This is a genomic window from Xylophilus ampelinus, assembly GCF_003217575.1.
GTDB classification, from domain to species: Bacteria; Pseudomonadota; Gammaproteobacteria; order Burkholderiales; family Burkholderiaceae_C; genus Xylophilus; species Xylophilus ampelinus.
Genome location: NZ_QJTC01000017.1, coordinates 23,213 through 39,294, shown reverse-complemented (window position 1 = coordinate 39,294; position 16,082 = coordinate 23,213). Strand labels below are relative to the sequence as shown.

Sequence of the window (16,082 nt, the reverse complement as noted above, 5' to 3'; positions counted from 1 at the left end):
TTGTAGGATGGCTGTTCGATCAACGCCCGTCCCTTTCTCGCCCATGGCCTTCGCAACTTGCCTCGTCGTTCCCGGTTGCGCCATGCCGCACAGGATGTGCTGCACGACTGCACCGTGCCGCCCGCACGCCATGCGCGCGCATCCCGCCCCATGAGCCGCCTCTCCACCACCCTGGCCCACCTGCGCGACGGTGCCTTCGCCACGCCCATCCTCGGCGTCCTGCTGCTCGCCGTCCGCAACTACGTGTTGCACCAGAGCGCCAACCAGGCGGGCAGCATGGCGTTCTCGTCGGTGCTGGCGATGTTTCCCTTGCTGCTGCTGGTGTCGGCCGCGGCCGGCTACATCGGGCAGCCGGGCGACGCGGCGGCGATGGCGGGGCGGGTGATGGGCTATGCGCCGCAGGTGGTGCGCGAGGCGGTGCAGCCGGTGATCGACGAGGTGCTGGCGCAGCGCAACCAGGCGCTGCTGACCATCGGCCTGCTGGTCACGCTGTGGACCGCGTCGTCGGGCATGCAGGCGGTGCGCACCGCGCTCAACCGTTCCTACGGCATCGAGCGCGGCCTGCCGTTCTGGAAGGCGCGGATCAAGGTCACGCTGTTCACCGTGGTGGTGGGCGGCGGCGTGGTCGCGGCCTTCAGCTCGGTGATCGTGATGCCGTATCTCTGGCGGCTGGTCGATGCCAATGCCACCGGCGCGGAGGCGCTCTGGCTGCGCAACAGCGTGCGCTACGGAGTGGCCTTCCTGGCGCTGACGCTGCTGTACGCGCTGCTCTACGGCTGGCTGCCCGACGTGCGCCAGCGGCTGCGCACGGTGGTCCCCGGCGCGGTGGTGGGCGCGGCCCTGTGGGTGGGCGCGGCGGCCACGCTGTCGACCACGCTGCGCTCGGCCGGCAAGCTGGCGCTGGTGTACGGCAGCTTCGCCGGGGTGGTGGCGACGCTGGTGTTCCTCTACATCAGCGCGACCACCCTGATCTTCGGTGCCGAGATCGGCGCGGTGCTGCGCGCGAAAGCCGAGCCGGCCGAATCCGTGCCGGAGCCCGCGCCACCGGCCGAGCGGACGGCCGGCACTTCCTGACGGGTGCCGCCGCCGGCACGACCGCGGCTCCACGGTCCGTTTCGGCGGTGCTCCGACGTTTCGCGACGGCCGGGCCGGCCATGATCGGCAGCACCCCCGCCGACACCCCGAAGATGCGGGCCGGCTGCGCAGCCGTGCGGTGGATGCGGTGATGCAGGCGTCGGGCATCAAGATGTGATCTGGTGGAGCAAAGGCCGATTGCTGCATAAATGATAGCTAAAGGTCGGCGCTTTTTGCCGGCTGCAGACCTTTTCCATTCGAAAATTCGGGTGTCGGACGATCCGGCCGCCCGGCCATGCCGCGACGTCGGCGTGGCAAGGGGGGCCGGACCCGGGTGTGCCGATGACCATGGACATGTCGGCGTGCCACCACGGCCCTGAACCCATCAGCGGGCCATGGCGCCTCAGCCCGCCGGCACCGCCGCGGGCTCGGCGATACGCGCGGCGAGGTGGGCCAGCGCCTCTTCCACCTGGTCCACCAGCACCAGGCACAGGTCTCCGGGCGCCAGGCGGGCCAGCGCGGTGTCGATCGCGACGAACTCGCCCCGGATCTCGTCCACATGCCGGGTGCGCGCGGCGCCCTGCAGGCCCTCGCGCAGCAGGGCCGTCACCTCGCCGTCGGCCCGGCCGCGCTGGGCGGCGTCCTGGTACAGCAGCACGTCGTCGAAGGCCGCGCCCAGGATCGCTGTCTGCTCACGGATGTCCTCGTCGCGGCGGTCGCCGGCACCGCTGATCACGACCGAGCGGCGGTTCGCCGGCATCGCGTCGACGGCGGCGACCAGGGCCCGCATCGCGTCGGGGTTGTGGCCGTAGTCGGCGATCACCGTGGCGCCGCGGTAGTCCATCACGTTGAAGCGGCCGGGCGCGTTGCTGCTGTCGTTGACGAAGCTCGCCAGGCCGCTGCGGATCACGTCCCAGCCCAGGCCCAGCGCCCAGCAGGCGGCCACCGCGGCCATCGCGTTCTCGACCTGGAAGCCGATCGTGCCGTTGCGGGTCAGCGGAATGTCGCGCAGCGGCACCGTCTCGCGCCACATGCCTTCGGCGGCGACCAGGGTGTCGGCATCGACGTACACGGTGCGCTTGCCCTGGGCGCGGTGGGTGGCCATGGTCGGCCTGCGGCGGTCGGCACCGAAGAAGATCACCTCGCCGGGGCAGGTGGGCGCCATCGCCACCACGATCGGGTCGGCGGCGTTCAGCACCGCGTAGCCGCCGGGCGCCACGTTCTGCACCACCACCCGCTTGATGACCGCCAGGTCCTCGACGGTGGTGATGTAGTTCAGTCCCAGGTGGTCGCCTGCGCCCACGTTGGTCATCACCGCCACCTGGCAGCGGTCGAAGCCCAGGCCCTCGCGCAGTATGCCGCCGCGGGCCACCTCGAACACCGCCGCGTCGGCATGGGGGTGCAGCAGCACGTTGCGGGCGCTCTTCGGGCCGCTGCAATCGCCGCTGTCGGTCTGGCGGCCGTCGACGTAGACGCCGTCGGTGTTGGTCATGCCCACCCGCAGGCCGCTGGCGGCCACGATGTGGGCGATGAGCCGGGTGGCGGTGGTCTTGCCGTTGGTGCCGGTGACGGCCACCACCGGGATGCGGCCGTCGTCGCCGGGCGCGAACAGCTCGCCGATCATCGCGTCGCCGATCGCGCGCGGCTTGCCGTAGGAGGGCGAGGTGTGCATCCGCAGCCCGGGCGCGGCGTTGACCTCGACGATGCCGCCGCTCTGCTCCTCGAGCGGTTTCAGCACCGTCTCGCAGACCACGTCGACGCCGCAGATGTGCAGGCCCACCATCCGGGCCGCGGCCACGGCGCGGGCCGCGACCTCGGGGTGCACGTCGTCGGTCACGTCGGTGGCGGTGCCGCCGGTCGAGAGGTTGGCGTTGTTGCGCAGCACCACCCGCTGGCCGCGCGCCGGCACCGATTCGGGCAGCAGGCCCTGGGTCGAGAGGCGCAGTACCGCGATGTCGTCGAAGCGGATCTTGGTGAGCGAGGTGGCATGGCCGTCGCCGCGGCGCGGGTCGCGGTTCACCTCCTCGACCAGCTCGCGCACCGTGTGGGTGCCGTCGCCGATCACCTGCGGCGGGTCGCGGCGCGAGGCGGCGACCATCCTGTCGCCCACCACCAGGAGCCGGAAGTCGTAGCCGGGCAGGAAGCGCTCGACGATCACGTCGCCGTATTCGGCCGCGGCCTTGAAGGCGATGTCCATGTGGTCGCGGTCGACCAGGTTGACGGTGACGCCCTTGCCCTGGTTGCCGTCCTGCGGCTTGACAACCACCGGCAGGCCGATCTCCAGCGCCGCGGCCCAGCCGTCTTCGGCCGAGGTGGCGGGTCGACCCCGCGGCACCGGCACGCCGGCCGCGTGCAGCAGGGTCTTGGTCAGGTCCTTGTCCTGGGCGATCGATTCCGACACCGCGCTGGTCGTGTCCAGCTCGGCCGCCTGGATGCGGCGCTGTTTGGAGCCCCAGCCGAACTGCACCAGGCTGCCCTGGGTGAGGCGCCGGTAGGGAATGCCGCGGGCCACGCCCGCCTCGACGATGCAGCCGGTGCTCGGGCCCAGGCGCTCGGATTCGTCCAGCTCGCGCAGCTCGGCGATGGCGGCCTTCACGTCGAAGGCGGTGTCGGCGATGGCGGCCTGCACCAGGGCGTGGGCCAGCGCGAAGGCGCGGCGGCCGACGGCCTCTTCGCTGTACTGCACCACCACCTGGTGAACGCCGGCATCGGTCGTGTCGGCGGTGCGGCAGAAGGTCACCGGGCAGCCGGCTTCGGCCTGCAGGGCGAGCGCCGCGGCGCCCATCACCGAGGCGAGCGACACAGGCCCGCCGTGGCCCGCGTGGCGCAGCGCGCCGATGGCCGGGAACAACGCACGGGCCCGGGCCTCGAAGCCCGGCACGTGGGCGATGGTGCTGCGGTCGGGCGGGCAGGTGACGATCGCTTCGATCGAGATGTGGCGGCTCCAGAGGTTCGGGCCGCGCAGCGCGCGAATGCGGGAGATTTCCATCGTGAATTGCTTTCGGAGCGGTCGGTGCGGGGAGCGCGCGGGGTCAGGCGGGCACGGCGTCGGGAGCCGCGACGGCCACCAGCGGCACACCCGGCTCCTGCTCGAAGGCCTCGATGCCGGCGCCGATCAGGCCCGGCGCGATACCCAGCGCCCAGGCCGTCGCCACCGCAGCCAGGATCGCCTCGTCGGGCAGTGCGCCGAAGCGGCCGCGCCAGGCGTCGAGCGGGCCCAGGCCCGACAGCGGCACGTCCTGGCTGTCGGACACCAGCGCCACCCGGCCCTGGCGCATCGCCACCGCGCGGCCACCGGCGGCGCAGTGCGCGGCCAGTGCCGGCGTGGCCGGGTCGCAGGCGTACAGGATCACCTCGCCGTCGCAGAGCGGCGCCAGGTCGGCCACCTGCGGCACGGCGGCGTTCAGCACGCCCACGCCGTCGGCCAGAACCACGTCGATCTGGGTGCGCAGCGCCTTGCGCATGTGGTCCTCGGTGTGCACGTCGTAGAAGGCGAGCGACTCGATGCCGTCGAAATCGGTCACCACGCCCACCTGGCAGCGGTCGTAGGCCAGGCCGTCGCGCAGGATGCTCTCGGCCGGGTTCTCGATCACCGCGACCTGCACCGTGCGGTTCATCAGCAGCTGTTCGCCGGCGCGCCAGTGGCGGCTGTCGGCCGCCAGGAAGCGGCGGCGGTCCAGGAACAGGCCGTCGCGGCAGGCCAGGCCGGTCGCCCGGCCGTCCAGGTGCGCCAGCCAGGCGACCAGCCGGCCGATGGCCGCGGTGTGCCGGGTGCCGGCGATGCCGACCAGCGGGATGCGGCCGGTCTCGCCTTCGGAGAACAGGTGGTCGCAGATCGCGCGGCCCACCGGGCGCGGCTGCCCCTGGGTGGGCTTGAGGTGCATCAGCAGGCCGGGGCCGGCGTTCACCTCGACGATGGCGCCGGCCTGCGCCTGCAGCGGCTGGCGGATGTCGCGCGCCACCAGGTCGATGCCGGCGATGTCCAGGCCCACGATGCGGGCGGCCAGCGCCACCGCATGCGCCACCTCGGGATGCACTTCGTCGGTGCAGTCGATCGCCATGTTGCCGGTGCGCTGCACCGTCACCCGGCGGCCCGCCTCGGGGATGTTGTCGGGGGCGAGGCCCTGGCGGTGGAGTTCCAGCTGCACGCCGCCGTCCTGCACGTCGATGGTGGTCAGGGGGAACTGGTGCTCCCAGCCGCGCCGCGGATCGGTGTTCATCTGCACGTCGATCAGCCGCGCGACGCTGGAGACGCCGTCGCCGGTGACGGCCACCGGCTCGCCGCGGGTGGCGGCCACCACCTTGCCGCCGACCACCAGCAGCCGGTGCTCGTAGCCCTCGACGAAGCGCTCGACGATCACGCCGCTGCCCTCGGCCTCGGCCAGGGCGAAGGCGGCCTCGATGTCGGCCTGCTGGCGCAGGTCCAGCGTCACGCCGCGTGCGTGGTTGCCGTCCGACGGCTTCACCACCACCGGCAGGCCGATCTTCTGCGCGGCCTCCCAGGCGGCGGCGGGCGTCTCGACCAGGGCGCCCTCGGGCACCGGCACGCCGCAGGACGCGAGCAGCGACTTGGTCAGGTCCTTGTCGGCGGCGATGCTCTCGCCGATGGCGCTGGTGCGGTCGCTCTCGGCGGTCCAGATGCGGCGCTGGCGGTTGCCGTAGCCCAGCTGCACCAGGTTGCCCGGGTTGAGCCGGATGTGCGGGATCTTGCGCTCGTTGGCCGCGGTGACGATGCAGTCGGTGCTGGGGCCGAGGAAGGAGCGGTCGATCTGCTTCCTGAGCCGTCCGACGGCGGCCTGCACGTCGAACGGCAGGTCGTTGATCGCGGCCATCAGCAGCGCCATGCCTTCCTCCAGGGCCACCCGGGCGCTGGCCTCGTCCTGGGCACGGAACACCATGCGGTAGACGCCGCTGGTGGTGGTCTCGCGGGTCTGGCCGAAGGTGGTGGGCATGCCCGAGAGGTTGAGCAGCTCGATGATCGCATGCTCCAGCACATGGCCCATCCAGGTTCCGCCCTCGAGCCGCTGCAGGAAGCCGCCACGCACGCCGACGCCGCAGGTGTGCTCCACCAGCGCCGGCAGCCAGGCGGTGATGCGGCTGTTGAAGCCCGGCAGGGTGTGCGAGGGAAACTGCTCCAGCTCGCCCAGATCGAGCCAGACCTCCAGCACCTCGCGGTAGGTCCAGATGTTGGAGCCGTGCAGGTAGTTGACGCGGAGGATGCGGATGTCGTTCTTCGGTTGCATAGGCCTATGGTCGGCAGCGGTTGCCTTGATTGTCAACGACGCCATTTTGCGTGCCCTGCGGCGGTACGGTCGTTCCATGGTGGGAAACCGGTCGATGCCCTGCTGCGGCGGGGGGAGATTGGGTCAGAATCGTGTGGTGCAAAAACCAGACCCTGTCGATGCCCTTGCGGTAAACCCCGATCCGCCCCTGCCGCCCGGCCCCGGTGGAAACGTGCTCGCGACCGTGCCGGTTGACCTGGACCCGGCGATGCGCTTCGCCGCGGGCCGGCTGCAGCTCACCGCGCGGGAGCTGCGCGCCTCCGGCATTCCCGGTGCGCCCGACCGGACCTGGCCGCTGCGCCCCGGCCTGTCGCTGCGCCTCTCCGACCACGGCGGCGTCGCCGCGCTGGAGCTGTGCGGCGAACAGGCGCGCCTGGCCGTCTGGCGCTTCACCATGGCGGCGCATCCGCAGGCGCTGCGCCTGGCCGAACGCTTCGACGCGCTGCAGACCGGCAACGCGCAAGAGGCCGAGGTCCTGGGCATCGCCGACGAGGCCGCGCCCGCGCCGCCACCCTCCACCTGGGTGCTGCTGCGGCTCTGGCGCTTCGCCCGGCCGTACCGCCACCGGCTGCTTGCGGCCTTCCTGCTGACCCTGGCCTCCACCGCGGCCACGCTGGTGCCGCCCTACCTGACGATACCGCTGATGGACGAGGTACTGATTCCGTTCCAGAACGGCCAGCGGATCGAGACCGCCAAGGTCCTGCTGTACCTCTCGGCCCTGCTCGCCGCGGCGCTGGTCGGCTGGGGCCTGAGCTGGGCGCGCACCTTCATGCTGGCCCGGGTGTCGGAGCGGATCGGCGCCGACCTGCGCACCGCCACCTTCGAGCACCTGCTGGACCTGTCGCTCGACTACTTCGGCAGCCGCCGCACCGGCGACCTGATGGCCCGGATCGGCGCCGAGACCGACCGGATCAACGTCTTCCTGTCGCTGCACGCGCTCGACTTCGCGACCGACGTGCTGATGATGCTGATGACGGCGGTCATCCTGTTCTCGATCAACCCCTGGCTGGCGCTGGTGACGCTGGTGCCGCTGCCGCTGATCGCCTGGATGATCCACTTCGTGCGCGACCGGCTGCGCACCGGCTTCGAGAAGGTCGACCGGGCGTTCTCCGAAGTCACCAACGTGCTGGCCGACACCATCCCCGGCATCCGGGTGGTGAAGGCCTTCGCCCAGGAGCGCCGCGAGGCCCAGCGCTTCCGCGCGGCCAACCAGCGCAACCTGGAGGTCAACGACCGCATCAACCGCACCTGGTCGCTGTTCACCCCCACCGTCACCCTGCTCACCGAGATGGGCCTGCTGGTGGTCTGGGGCTTCGGCATCTGGCTGGTGGCGCACCACAGCATCACGGTCGGCGTGTTGACCGCTTTCCTGGCCTACATCGGCCGGTTCTACACCCGGCTCGACTCGATGAGCCGCATCGTCTCGGTGACGCAAAAAGCGGCGGCCGGCGCCAAGCGGATCTTCGACATCCTCGACCACCGCTCCGACGTGCCCGAGCCGGCCCGCCCGGTGCCCTACACCGCGCCGCGCGGTGCGATCGCGATGCGCGGCGTGGGCTTTCGCTACGGCAGCCGCTCGGTGATCCGCGGCATGGACCTCGACATCCGCCCCGGCGAGATGATCGGCCTGGTGGGCCACAGCGGCTCGGGCAAGAGCACCCTGGTCAATCTGATCAGCCGCTTCTACGACGTGACCGACGGCAGCATCGCCGTCGACGGCCATGACATCCGCCATTACCGGGTGGCCGACTACCGCCGGCACATCGGCCTGGTGCTGCAGGAGCCGTTCCTGTTCTTCGGCACCATCGCCGAGAACATCGCCTACGGCCGGCCCGACGCGGGGCGGGAGGACATCGTCGCCGCCGCCCGCGCCGCCCATGCGCACGACTTCATCCTGCGGCTGCCGCACGGCTACGACTCGCAGGTCGGCGAGCGCGGCCAGGGCCTGTCGGGCGGCGAGCGCCAGCGCATCAGCATCGCCCGGGCCTTGCTGATCGACCCGCGCATCCTGATCCTGGACGAGGCCACCTCGGCGGTCGACACCGAGACCGAGAAAGAGATCCAGAAGGCGCTCGACAATCTGGTTCAGGGCCGCACCACCATCGCCATCGCCCACCGGCTCTCCACCCTGCGCAAGGCCGACCGGCTGGTGGTGATGGACCGAGGCGCGGTGGTGGAGGTGGGGCCGCACGACGAGCTGATGGCCCGGCAGGGCGCCTACTGGCGGCTCTACCAGGCGCAGGTGCGCCGGGTGGACGACGAAGACTTGGAAGACCGCACGAGCGTCGTGCAGGCCGCCGCCGCCGCGCTGGCGACGCACTCGGCCCACCCGTCGGGAGAATCGTGATGCGCTGCCCGGTGTCCGACGTCCTGCGCGGCCCGTGCGGCGCCCATGACGCGTCCGGCGCCGGCCGTGCCCGTCGCACGCGCGGCGGCCGTCGCCCTGCGCGGCTCTCCCGTTTTTCTCGCTTTTCCCGCTTCCACGGCGCTACCCCGCGGCATCCCCATGGCGACTGATCCCTCCGTGTCCCCCCGGGGCATCGCCCGGCCCTTGCCCGATGCCCAGCCCTCGGCCGTGTTCGGCCTGGCACAGGACGCCTTCGGCCGGCTGGTGCTGACCGACGCCGCCGGCAGCGTGCCGGTGCATCCGGTGCGCGCCTTTCCGCTCGCGGCGTCGGACGAGGGCGTCTCCCTGGTCGGCCCCGACGGGCGCGAGCGCGGCTGGATCGCCCTGCTGAGCGGCCTGCCCGCCGCCGAGCGCGCGCTGGTCGAGGCGGCGCTCGCCGCCCGCGAGTTCATGCCCGAGGTGCGGCGGCTGGTGTCGGTCTCGACCTTCTCCACGCCCAGCACCTGGGAGGTGGAGACCGACCGCGGCACGGTGCATTTCGTGCTGCGCTCCGAGGACGACCTGCGCCGCCTGCCCGACAACGGTTTGCTGATCGCCGACAGGCACGGCGTGCACTACCGGGTGCGCGACCGCTTCGCGCTCGACCGCGGATCGCGCAAGCTGCTCGACCGGTTCCTGTAAGCTGTTTTCAAGAAAAAAAGGGCTGTAGCCATCGTGCAGCGCCGGCCTGCAGCTATCGTTTCAATAGCGCCACGGCGCTGATCCTCTCCAGGCCCGCCATGCAACGCTCCGCCCTCGTCCTGTTCTCCGGTGGCCAGGATTCCGCCACCTGCCTCGCCTGGGCGCTGCAGCGCTACGAACGGGTCGAGACCGTCGGTTTCGACTACGGCCAGCGCCACCGGGTGGAGCTCGATGCCCGGCTGGAGGTGCTGCACGCGCTGCGCCACCGGTTCCCGCAATGGGCCGCGCGGCTCGACGACGACCATCTGCTGGAGGTCGGCGTGCTCGGCCAGGTCAGCGAAACCTCGCTGACGCGGGATACCGCCTTCCAGATGGAGGCCAGCGGCCTGCCCAACACCTTCGTGCCCGGCCGCAACCTGCTGTTCCTGACGCTGGCCGCCGCGCTGGCCTACCGGCGCGGCCACGATGTGCTGGTCACCGGCGTCTGCGAGACCGACTACTCGGGCTACCCCGATTGCCGCGACGACACGATGAAGGCGATGCAGGTGGCCCTGTCGCTCGGCATGGACCGGCGCCTGGTGGTCGAGACGCCGCTGATGTGGATCGACAAGGCCGCCACCTGGGCGATGGCCGAGCAGCTGGGCGGCCCGCCGTTGGTCGACCTGGTCGTCGAGCACAGCCACACCTGCTACCTGGGCGACCGCAGCCACCGCCACCCCTGGGGCTACGGCTGCGGTATCTGCGCCGCCTGCGAGCTGAGGGCCGGCGGCTGGAACCGCTACCGCGAGACGGCCGGCTGCCAAAAAACAACCGATCCGAAATAATTCAAAAAATCCTCAAGGTTTGCAAAAAGCCGCCGAAGACACTGATACGGTCGGCCCAACCCTGGCCATCCGTCCTTCGCCGGAGCACGCCATGATGCAGATTCCACCCGTCGACCTGACCCTCTATCGCCCGTCGGCCATGGCCACCGCCGCGGGCAGCGGTGTGTCGTCGTCCGCCCAGGTCGCCGGAGAGGGCTCGGTGCGGGCGGGCGTCACCCAGGCCACGGCGGCTGCCCGGACGCGGGATTTCGTCGGCGCGCCCCAGGGCGTCCGCAGCCCCGACAACACGCCCTCTTCGGCTGCCGAAAGTATCGGCCGCGACTGGACCGCCCTCCACCAGAAGGAAACCGTCGAGGAGCCCGAGGAGCCGCCGAAGGAGCCGATCAGCAAGCTGCTGATGGACAACCTGCAGTCCCTCTGGCGCGCCAGTTCGTCGATGGTCGACCTGGCCGAGGAGCAGCAGCGCCTGGCGCAGAAGGCGCTGGCGTCCGGCCAGGCGAGCGACCCGAACGCGCCGGTGGTCTACTCGGACCCGAGCAAGGTCAAGCGGCGGCCGCCGTCGGCCGCGGCCTGAAGCGCCGGCCCCGGTCACCGCGCCGCGGGCGCGGCCGGCAGCGCACGACGCGGCCGCTGTTCACACGGGGAACCCGTCCGTTACCAGGAAGGCCTGTCGGTGGGCGCGACAGCGGGTGCGACCTGCGCGGCCGCGGCCGCGGCCGCGGGCGCTGCCGCGGCAGGTTCGCCGCGCGGTGCCGCCGCCGTCGCCGCTGCGGGCGCCGTCGGCGCGGCATTCCCCACCGCGGCAGGTGCCTGCCGCGCCCGGTCCCGCTCGGCCCGGTGCTTCTGGGCGAACACCCGAATTTCCTCGAAGCTCACCTTGCCGTCGCGGTTCGTATCGGCTGCCTCGAAGTTGTCGCGCAGCCGCGGGAACAGCGCCACCTCGGACTGGGTGAGAAAGCCGTCGCCGTCGGTATCGAGCCACTTGAACTGCTTGGCGGCCAGCACCTCGCCCTTGGTGCCTTCGGTGGCCGCTTTCTCGGGCGTCGTGGCCGTCTGCGGTGCGGCCTGCCGGGGCTGGGCGCCGCCGGTCTGCGCGGCGGTGGGGCCGGCGAAGGCCAGGGCGGTCAGGAGGGCGGCCAGGGCACAGGTGGCGGGGACGGGGCGGCGGGCGAGGGCGGAAAAAGGCATGGAGATGGGATGCTGGGAGGTCGAAGGCGGCCGCGGCGGGGCCGGGCCGGCATGCCCGGATGATGGCACGGATGGCACGGATGGCACGGATGGCACCGGTGGCGGGGGAGCGGTGACGCGGCTGCGAATCGCGTCGTCTTTGGTAAGCGGCACGAGCGTCGCCGTAGCCCTTGCTCTTGAATCCATAGCTGGAAGCCGATGTTTAGCAACGGCTGGAGCCACTTTTCTTTCGGAATTCGGCTTATCGGCCGTCCGCGGGCGGCAGCGGCGGGGTGGCGGCGGTTTCCACCGGCAGGGGGGGCGCCGCGGTCGGCAGCGGGTTGGAGACGCCGAAGCTCACATGCCCCGCCGGCACGTGCCGCGCGGCCGAGTTGACATGGCCGGTCTGGTCGTCGAAGAAGAAGTCGGGCTCGAACTCGCGCAGGAACGCGCCCTTTTCCAGGCCGCCGAGGAACATCGCCTCGTCCACCGCGATGTTCCAGCTCATCAGGGTGCGGATCGCCCGCTCGTGCGCCGGAGCGCTGCGGGCGGTGACCAGGGCGGTGCGCAGCCGCATGCCGCCGACGGTCGCCGAATCGCTGGCCTGCTGCAGCCGGTGCAGGGCGCTCAGCAGCGGCTTGAACGGGCCGTCGGGCAGGGGCTGGGCGGCCTTGCTGGTCTCGTGGCGCTGGAAGGCGGCCAGGCCCTTCTTCTGGAAGACCCGCTCGGCCTCGTCCGAGAACAGCACCGCGTCGCCGTCGAAGGCGATCCGCACCTCGTCCGGATAGGTGGCACCGGCCTGCACCGATTCGGTCAGCACCCGCGCGGCCGGAAAGCCCAGGTTCAGCGCGGCGCGCACGTCCTCCTCGTTGGCCGAGAGGAACAAGTGGGCGCCGAGCGGCCGCAGGTAGCGGAACGGGTCGCGCCCCTGGGTGAACACCCCGCGCTCCAGCGGCACCTTGGCCGCTTCGCCCGAGCGGAAGATGCGCATGCCGCTGACCGGGTCGTTGCGCGAGAGCATCACCACCTCGACCCGCTGCACCCCCGGCGTGTTGAACGCCATCAGCTTCCTGACCAGCGAAAACGCCACGCCCGGCTTGGCCGGCACGTCGAGCCGGTCCAGCTGCAGCTGCATGTAGGGCCCGGGATCGCGCGGATCGAACTGGCGGTTCTCTTCCTCGAAATCGAACAGCGCCCGCGACGAGATCGCGACCACCAGCTTGTCTTCCAGCGTCACCGGCATAAGAACCCCGTTATGGTCGAGCCACCCGCTCGACGCTACATTTTTCATAGCTGCCGGTCAGCGCAAGAAGCCGACCCCAGCCACTTCCGATCCAAAACCACCACCCCACACCCACCGCCCCCCGCACCCCCTGCATTCTCAGGGACACCCTGGATCCGGCTCCGCCGGTCCAGCGGTGTCGCCCCCTCGCAGGGGGGTGGCGTAGCGCAGCGCAGCCTGGGGGTCGTCTGCGCAGCAGACGTACTCTATCTTCCCCTCACAGGGGTGGGCGTAGCGAAGCGCAGCCTGGGGGTCGTCCGCGTCAGCGGACGAACTGATTCAACTGAATGATCGGCATCAGCACCGCCAGCACGATCAGCATCACCACCAGGCCCATCGCCACGATCAGCAGCGGCTCCAGCAGGGTGGCGAGCGACACGGCGCGGCGCTGCACCTCGGTCGAGAGCTGCACCGCGGCGCGCTGCAGCATCAGCGGCAGCTGGCCGGTCTGCTCGCCGAGCCGGGCGAACATCGCGACCAGGCCGGGAAAGCGCTTTTTCTGCGCCATGGCCGAGGCCAGCGGCGCGCCTTCGCGCACCAGCACCAGGGCGTCGAGCGCGTCGGCGCGCATGGCGGTGTTGTGCAGCGTCTCGGCCGCGGCCTGCAGGGCGCGCAGAATCGGCACGCCGGCGGCGGCCAGCATCGCCAGGGTGCCGGCGAAGCGGGCGGCGTTGTAGCCGCGGGCCAGCCGGCCGACCAGCGGCAGGGTGAGCCAGGCCGCATCGAGCCGGCGGCGCAGCGCCGGGTGGGCGTACGCGGCGCGGCCGGCGAAGGCCAGCACCACCACCGCGAGCAGCATCGCCCAGCCGTAGTGGCGCACGACATCGCTCACCGCCAGCATCGCGACGGTCAAAAACGGCAGGGCGCGTTTGGTGCCGGCGAACACGCTGGCCACCTGCGGCACCACGTAGCCCACCAGGAACAGCACGATGACGATCGCCACCACCGTCACGATGGCAGGGTACAGCGCCGCGCCGAGCAGCTTGGCCTTGAGCGCCTGGCGCTCTTCCAAATCGTCGGCCAGCCGGTCGAGCACCAGGCCCAGGTTGCCGCTCTGCTCGCCAGCGCCGATCACCGCGACGAAGATCGGCGAGAACTCCCGGCCGTGCTGGCCGAGCGCCCGGGCGAAGCTGGCACCGGCGTTGACCTCGGCCCGCAGCGCGGCGACCAGGTGGCGCTGGCGGTCGTCCTCGGCTTCGTCCGACAGCGCGGTGAGCGCGCGCTCCAGCGGCAGGCCGGAGCTGACCAGGCCGGCCAGCTGCCGCGTCCAGATCGCCAGGCCGGTGGAATTGAAGACCCGGCGCACGAGAAAGCCGCCGGTATCGCGGCTGCCGCCGCTGCCGGTCGCCACCGGTTCCACCAGCAGGGGCACCAGCGCCTGGGCCCGCAGCAGGCCGCGGGCCGCGCGGGCGGTGTCGGCCTCCATCACGCCCTTGCGCGACTGGCCTTGGGCATCGAGGGCTTCGAACGAATAGGCTGGCATGGCGGGATGGTAGCGCCCCGGCATGGCGCTTGCGCCGGGCGGGGCTGCCCGCCAGGCGATGCGCCGGCACCTGGAACGGATGGTCTCGCAGTTCTCGCAGACCAGGCGCCGACGCCGGTGGGCCGGCTGCCTCAGTCGACCAGCGCGGGCTCCTGCGTCTTCGCCGCCGCGGCGATGTCCAGGGAGCGCAGCCGCAGCGCCGGGTCGAAGATGTCGCAGACGAACATCATCTCGTCGGCACCGGTGCGCCCGGCCAGCGTCTCCAGCCCGCGGCGCACCGTCTCCGGCCCGCCGATCACGCCGGCGGCCAGGAAGTCCTCGATCGCCGCGCGTTCGCGCGGCTGCAGCTGGTCGACGAAGTTCGCCACCGGCGGCGGCAGCTTGCCGCGGGCGCCGGTCAGGATGCCCAGCACCCGCTGGTAGGTGCTGCTGGCCAGGTACTGCGCTTCCTCGTCGGTGGGCGCCGCGATCAGCGGCACGCCGATGGTCACATAGGGTTTTTCCAGAGTAGCCGACGGCCGGAACTGCTCGCGGTACAGGTCGATCGCCTGCAGCAGCAGCCGCGGCGCGAAGTGCGAGGCGAAGGCGTAGGGCAGGCCCCGTTCGGCGGCCAGCTGGGCGCTGAACAGGCTCGACCCCAGCAGCCAGATCGGCACCCGGGTGCCGACGCCGGGCGTGGCGACCAGCTTCTGGCCGGGCTGGGCCGGGGCCAGCAGGCGCTGCAGTTCCAGCACGTCGGCCGGGAAATCGTCGACCGTCTCGGTGCGGTCGCGGCGCAGGGCGCGCATCGTGGACGGGTCGGTGCCGGGGGCACGGCCCAGGCCCAGGTCGATCCGGTTCGGGTACAGCTCGGCCAGCGTGCCGAAGGCCTCGGCCACCACCAGCGGCGCATGGTTGGGCAGCATGATGCCGCCCGAGCCCACGCGGATGCGCTGTGTGCCGCCGGCCACGTGGCCCACCATCACCGCGGTCGACGAGCTGGCGATGCCCTCCATGTTGTGGTGCTCGGCCATCCAGTAGCGGGTGAAGCCGAGCGTCTCGACATGCTGCGCCGTCCGCAGCGCCAGGGCCAGCGCCTGCGCCACCGTGCCGCCTTCGCGGACGGGGACCAGGTCGAGCATGGAGAAACGGATGTCGGCGAGCGAGGTGGATGCGGTCATGCGGCCATTGTTGCGCGGACCGGGAAGCCTTGCCGGGGCAAGGTCGGGCGTCTTGTGCATGCACCGTGGAAGGCGGCGCCCGCGTGGCAGGGGCGGCCGCGATACGGCGGTCGGCGGTCGGGACGGCCGGCGCGCAGGGATTCGGCTGTCAGGGGGGCGGAGCGACAGGCCGCCCGGCCGCGTCCGGCAGGTCCGCATACAGCACGCTTGCGGCAAGGTCGAGCCCGACGCTGGCGAGCGCGATGGCCTGCTCGCCTTCGGACGGATGCAGCACCCACAGCCCGTCCGCGCCCTTGCGGTGCAGATCGACCCGGCGGCGCGCGATGTCGACCAGCAGATACTCCTGCAGGCTCGGCAACTGGCGGTAGCGGGCGAATTTCTCGCCGCGGTCGTAGGCCTCGGTGTCGGGCGACAGGATCTCCACGACCAGGTGCGCCTCGCGCTTGACCAGCCGGTCGGCCGCGTCGCGGCCGCCGCGGGTGACGAAGACATCGGGGTAGAAAAAGGCGTCTGCGGCATCGACCTGCAGCTTCACGCCGCCGAGGTAGACGGCGCACGGACTGCCGCGCAGGTGCTGGCGCAGTGCATAGCCGATGTTCTGAGCGACGATGTCGTTGCGATCCTCGCCGCCGGCCATCGCGAATGTCTCGCCGCCGATGTATTCGTGGCGGTCCGGCTGGGTGGCTTCCCAGGCGAGGTAGTCGTCTGCGGTGAAGGGCGTTCGTACGAGCGGGTGGGCGGCCATGGGGGAACTCCGGCTACAAGGGCATCATTTTGGCGCG

General features: G+C 71.6%; 12 protein-coding genes. 5 read left to right on the top strand and 7 right to left on the bottom strand.

Annotated features, from left to right (window positions below; translation table 11 throughout):
- The first annotated feature begins 150 nt into the window (after nucleotides 1–150).
- The gene (locus tag DFQ15_RS11725) at nucleotides 151–1,074 is read left to right on the top strand and encodes a YihY/virulence factor BrkB family protein (protein WP_146228726.1); all 924 of its coding nucleotides are present in this window, start codon (nucleotides 151–153) and stop codon (nucleotides 1,072–1,074) included.
- 403 nt (nucleotides 1,075–1,477) lie between these two features.
- Here the strand turns inward: DFQ15_RS11725 and cphA are convergent, their stop codons facing one another.
- Nucleotides 1,478–4,063, bottom strand: a complete 2,586-nt coding sequence (gene cphA, locus DFQ15_RS11720; protein WP_110466157.1) for a cyanophycin synthetase — start codon at nucleotides 4,061–4,063, stop codon at nucleotides 1,478–1,480.
- 43 nt (nucleotides 4,064–4,106) lie between these two features.
- Nucleotides 4,107–6,317 (bottom strand): cyanophycin synthetase, encoded by a 2,211-nt coding sequence (locus DFQ15_RS11715; RefSeq protein ID WP_110466156.1) that lies wholly within the window; start codon nucleotides 6,315–6,317, stop codon nucleotides 4,107–4,109.
- 187 nt (nucleotides 6,318–6,504) lie between these two features.
- On the opposite strand from DFQ15_RS11715, the gene DFQ15_RS11710 reads away from it, so the two are divergent.
- The 4 genes from DFQ15_RS11710 (at nucleotide 6,505) to DFQ15_RS11695 (ending at nucleotide 10,782) form a co-directional block, all read left to right on the top strand.
- A complete protein-coding gene (locus DFQ15_RS11710) occupies nucleotides 6,505–8,703 on the top strand; it encodes a cyanophycin metabolism-associated ABC transporter (RefSeq protein ID WP_407703883.1) in 2,199 nt (732 codons plus the stop codon).
- A 177-nt stretch (nucleotides 8,704–8,880) separates the two neighbouring features.
- Entirely contained in the window at nucleotides 8,881–9,384 is a 504-nt protein-coding gene (locus DFQ15_RS11705; protein ID WP_233504432.1) for a cyanophycin metabolism-associated DUF1854 family protein, read from the top strand.
- A 98-nt stretch (nucleotides 9,385–9,482) separates the two neighbouring features.
- Entirely contained in the window at nucleotides 9,483–10,208 is a 726-nt protein-coding gene (gene queC / locus DFQ15_RS11700) for a 7-cyano-7-deazaguanine synthase QueC (protein ID WP_110466154.1), read from the top strand.
- Nucleotides 10,209–10,299: 91 nt separating this feature from the next.
- Nucleotides 10,300–10,782, top strand: a complete 483-nt coding sequence (locus tag DFQ15_RS11695; RefSeq protein WP_110466153.1) for a hypothetical protein — start codon at nucleotides 10,300–10,302, stop codon at nucleotides 10,780–10,782.
- Nucleotides 10,783–10,862: 80 nt separating this feature from the next.
- On the opposite strand, the gene DFQ15_RS11690 is transcribed toward DFQ15_RS11695, so the two are convergent.
- From DFQ15_RS11690 to DFQ15_RS11670, 5 genes are all read right to left on the bottom strand, one after another.
- Nucleotides 10,863–11,396, bottom strand: a complete 534-nt coding sequence (locus DFQ15_RS11690; protein WP_110466152.1) for an EF-hand domain-containing protein — start codon at nucleotides 11,394–11,396, stop codon at nucleotides 10,863–10,865.
- Between the two features lie 241 nt (nucleotides 11,397–11,637).
- Complete coding sequence (locus tag DFQ15_RS11685) at nucleotides 11,638–12,618, bottom strand: 5'-nucleotidase (RefSeq protein WP_110466151.1); 981 nt, start codon at nucleotides 12,616–12,618, stop codon at nucleotides 11,638–11,640.
- A 301-nt stretch (nucleotides 12,619–12,919) separates the two neighbouring features.
- Complete coding sequence (gspF, locus tag DFQ15_RS11680) at nucleotides 12,920–14,140, bottom strand: type II secretion system inner membrane protein GspF (RefSeq protein ID WP_110466150.1); 1,221 nt, start codon at nucleotides 14,138–14,140, stop codon at nucleotides 12,920–12,922.
- A 131-nt stretch (nucleotides 14,141–14,271) separates the two neighbouring features.
- Entirely contained in the window at nucleotides 14,272–15,300 is a 1,029-nt protein-coding gene (locus DFQ15_RS11675; protein ID WP_110466149.1) for an LLM class flavin-dependent oxidoreductase, read from the bottom strand.
- A 148-nt stretch (nucleotides 15,301–15,448) separates the two neighbouring features.
- Nucleotides 15,449–16,045, bottom strand: coding sequence for a Uma2 family endonuclease (locus DFQ15_RS11670; RefSeq protein ID WP_110466148.1), 597 nt, complete (start codon nucleotides 16,043–16,045; stop codon nucleotides 15,449–15,451).
- Nucleotides 16,046–16,082 lie beyond the last annotated feature (37 nt).

Excerpts from the sequence above, each read along its gene's own strand:
- DFQ15_RS11725 (WP_146228726.1), top strand. The coding sequence starts at position 151 with ATGAGCCGCCTCTCCACCACCCTGGCCCACCTGCGCGACGGTGCCTTC.
- cphA (WP_110466157.1), bottom strand. The coding sequence starts at position 4,063 with ATGGAAATCTCCCGCATTCGCGCGCTGCGCGGCCCGAACCTCTGGAGC.
- DFQ15_RS11715 (WP_110466156.1), bottom strand. The coding sequence starts at position 6,317 with ATGCAACCGAAGAACGACATCCGCATCCTCCGCGTCAACTACCTGCAC.
- queC (WP_110466154.1), top strand. The coding sequence starts at position 9,483 with ATGCAACGCTCCGCCCTCGTCCTGTTCTCCGGTGGCCAGGATTCCGCC.
- DFQ15_RS11695 (WP_110466153.1), top strand. The coding sequence starts at position 10,300 with ATGATGCAGATTCCACCCGTCGACCTGACCCTCTATCGCCCGTCGGCC.
- DFQ15_RS11690 (WP_110466152.1), bottom strand. The coding sequence starts at position 11,396 with ATGCCTTTTTCCGCCCTCGCCCGCCGCCCCGTCCCCGCCACCTGTGCC.
- DFQ15_RS11685 (WP_110466151.1), bottom strand. The coding sequence starts at position 12,618 with ATGCCGGTGACGCTGGAAGACAAGCTGGTGGTCGCGATCTCGTCGCGG.
- gspF (WP_110466150.1), bottom strand. The coding sequence starts at position 14,140 with ATGCCAGCCTATTCGTTCGAAGCCCTCGATGCCCAAGGCCAGTCGCGC.
- DFQ15_RS11675 (WP_110466149.1), bottom strand. The coding sequence starts at position 15,300 with ATGACCGCATCCACCTCGCTCGCCGACATCCGTTTCTCCATGCTCGAC.
- DFQ15_RS11670 (WP_110466148.1), bottom strand. The coding sequence starts at position 16,045 with ATGGCCGCCCACCCGCTCGTACGAACGCCCTTCACCGCAGACGACTAC.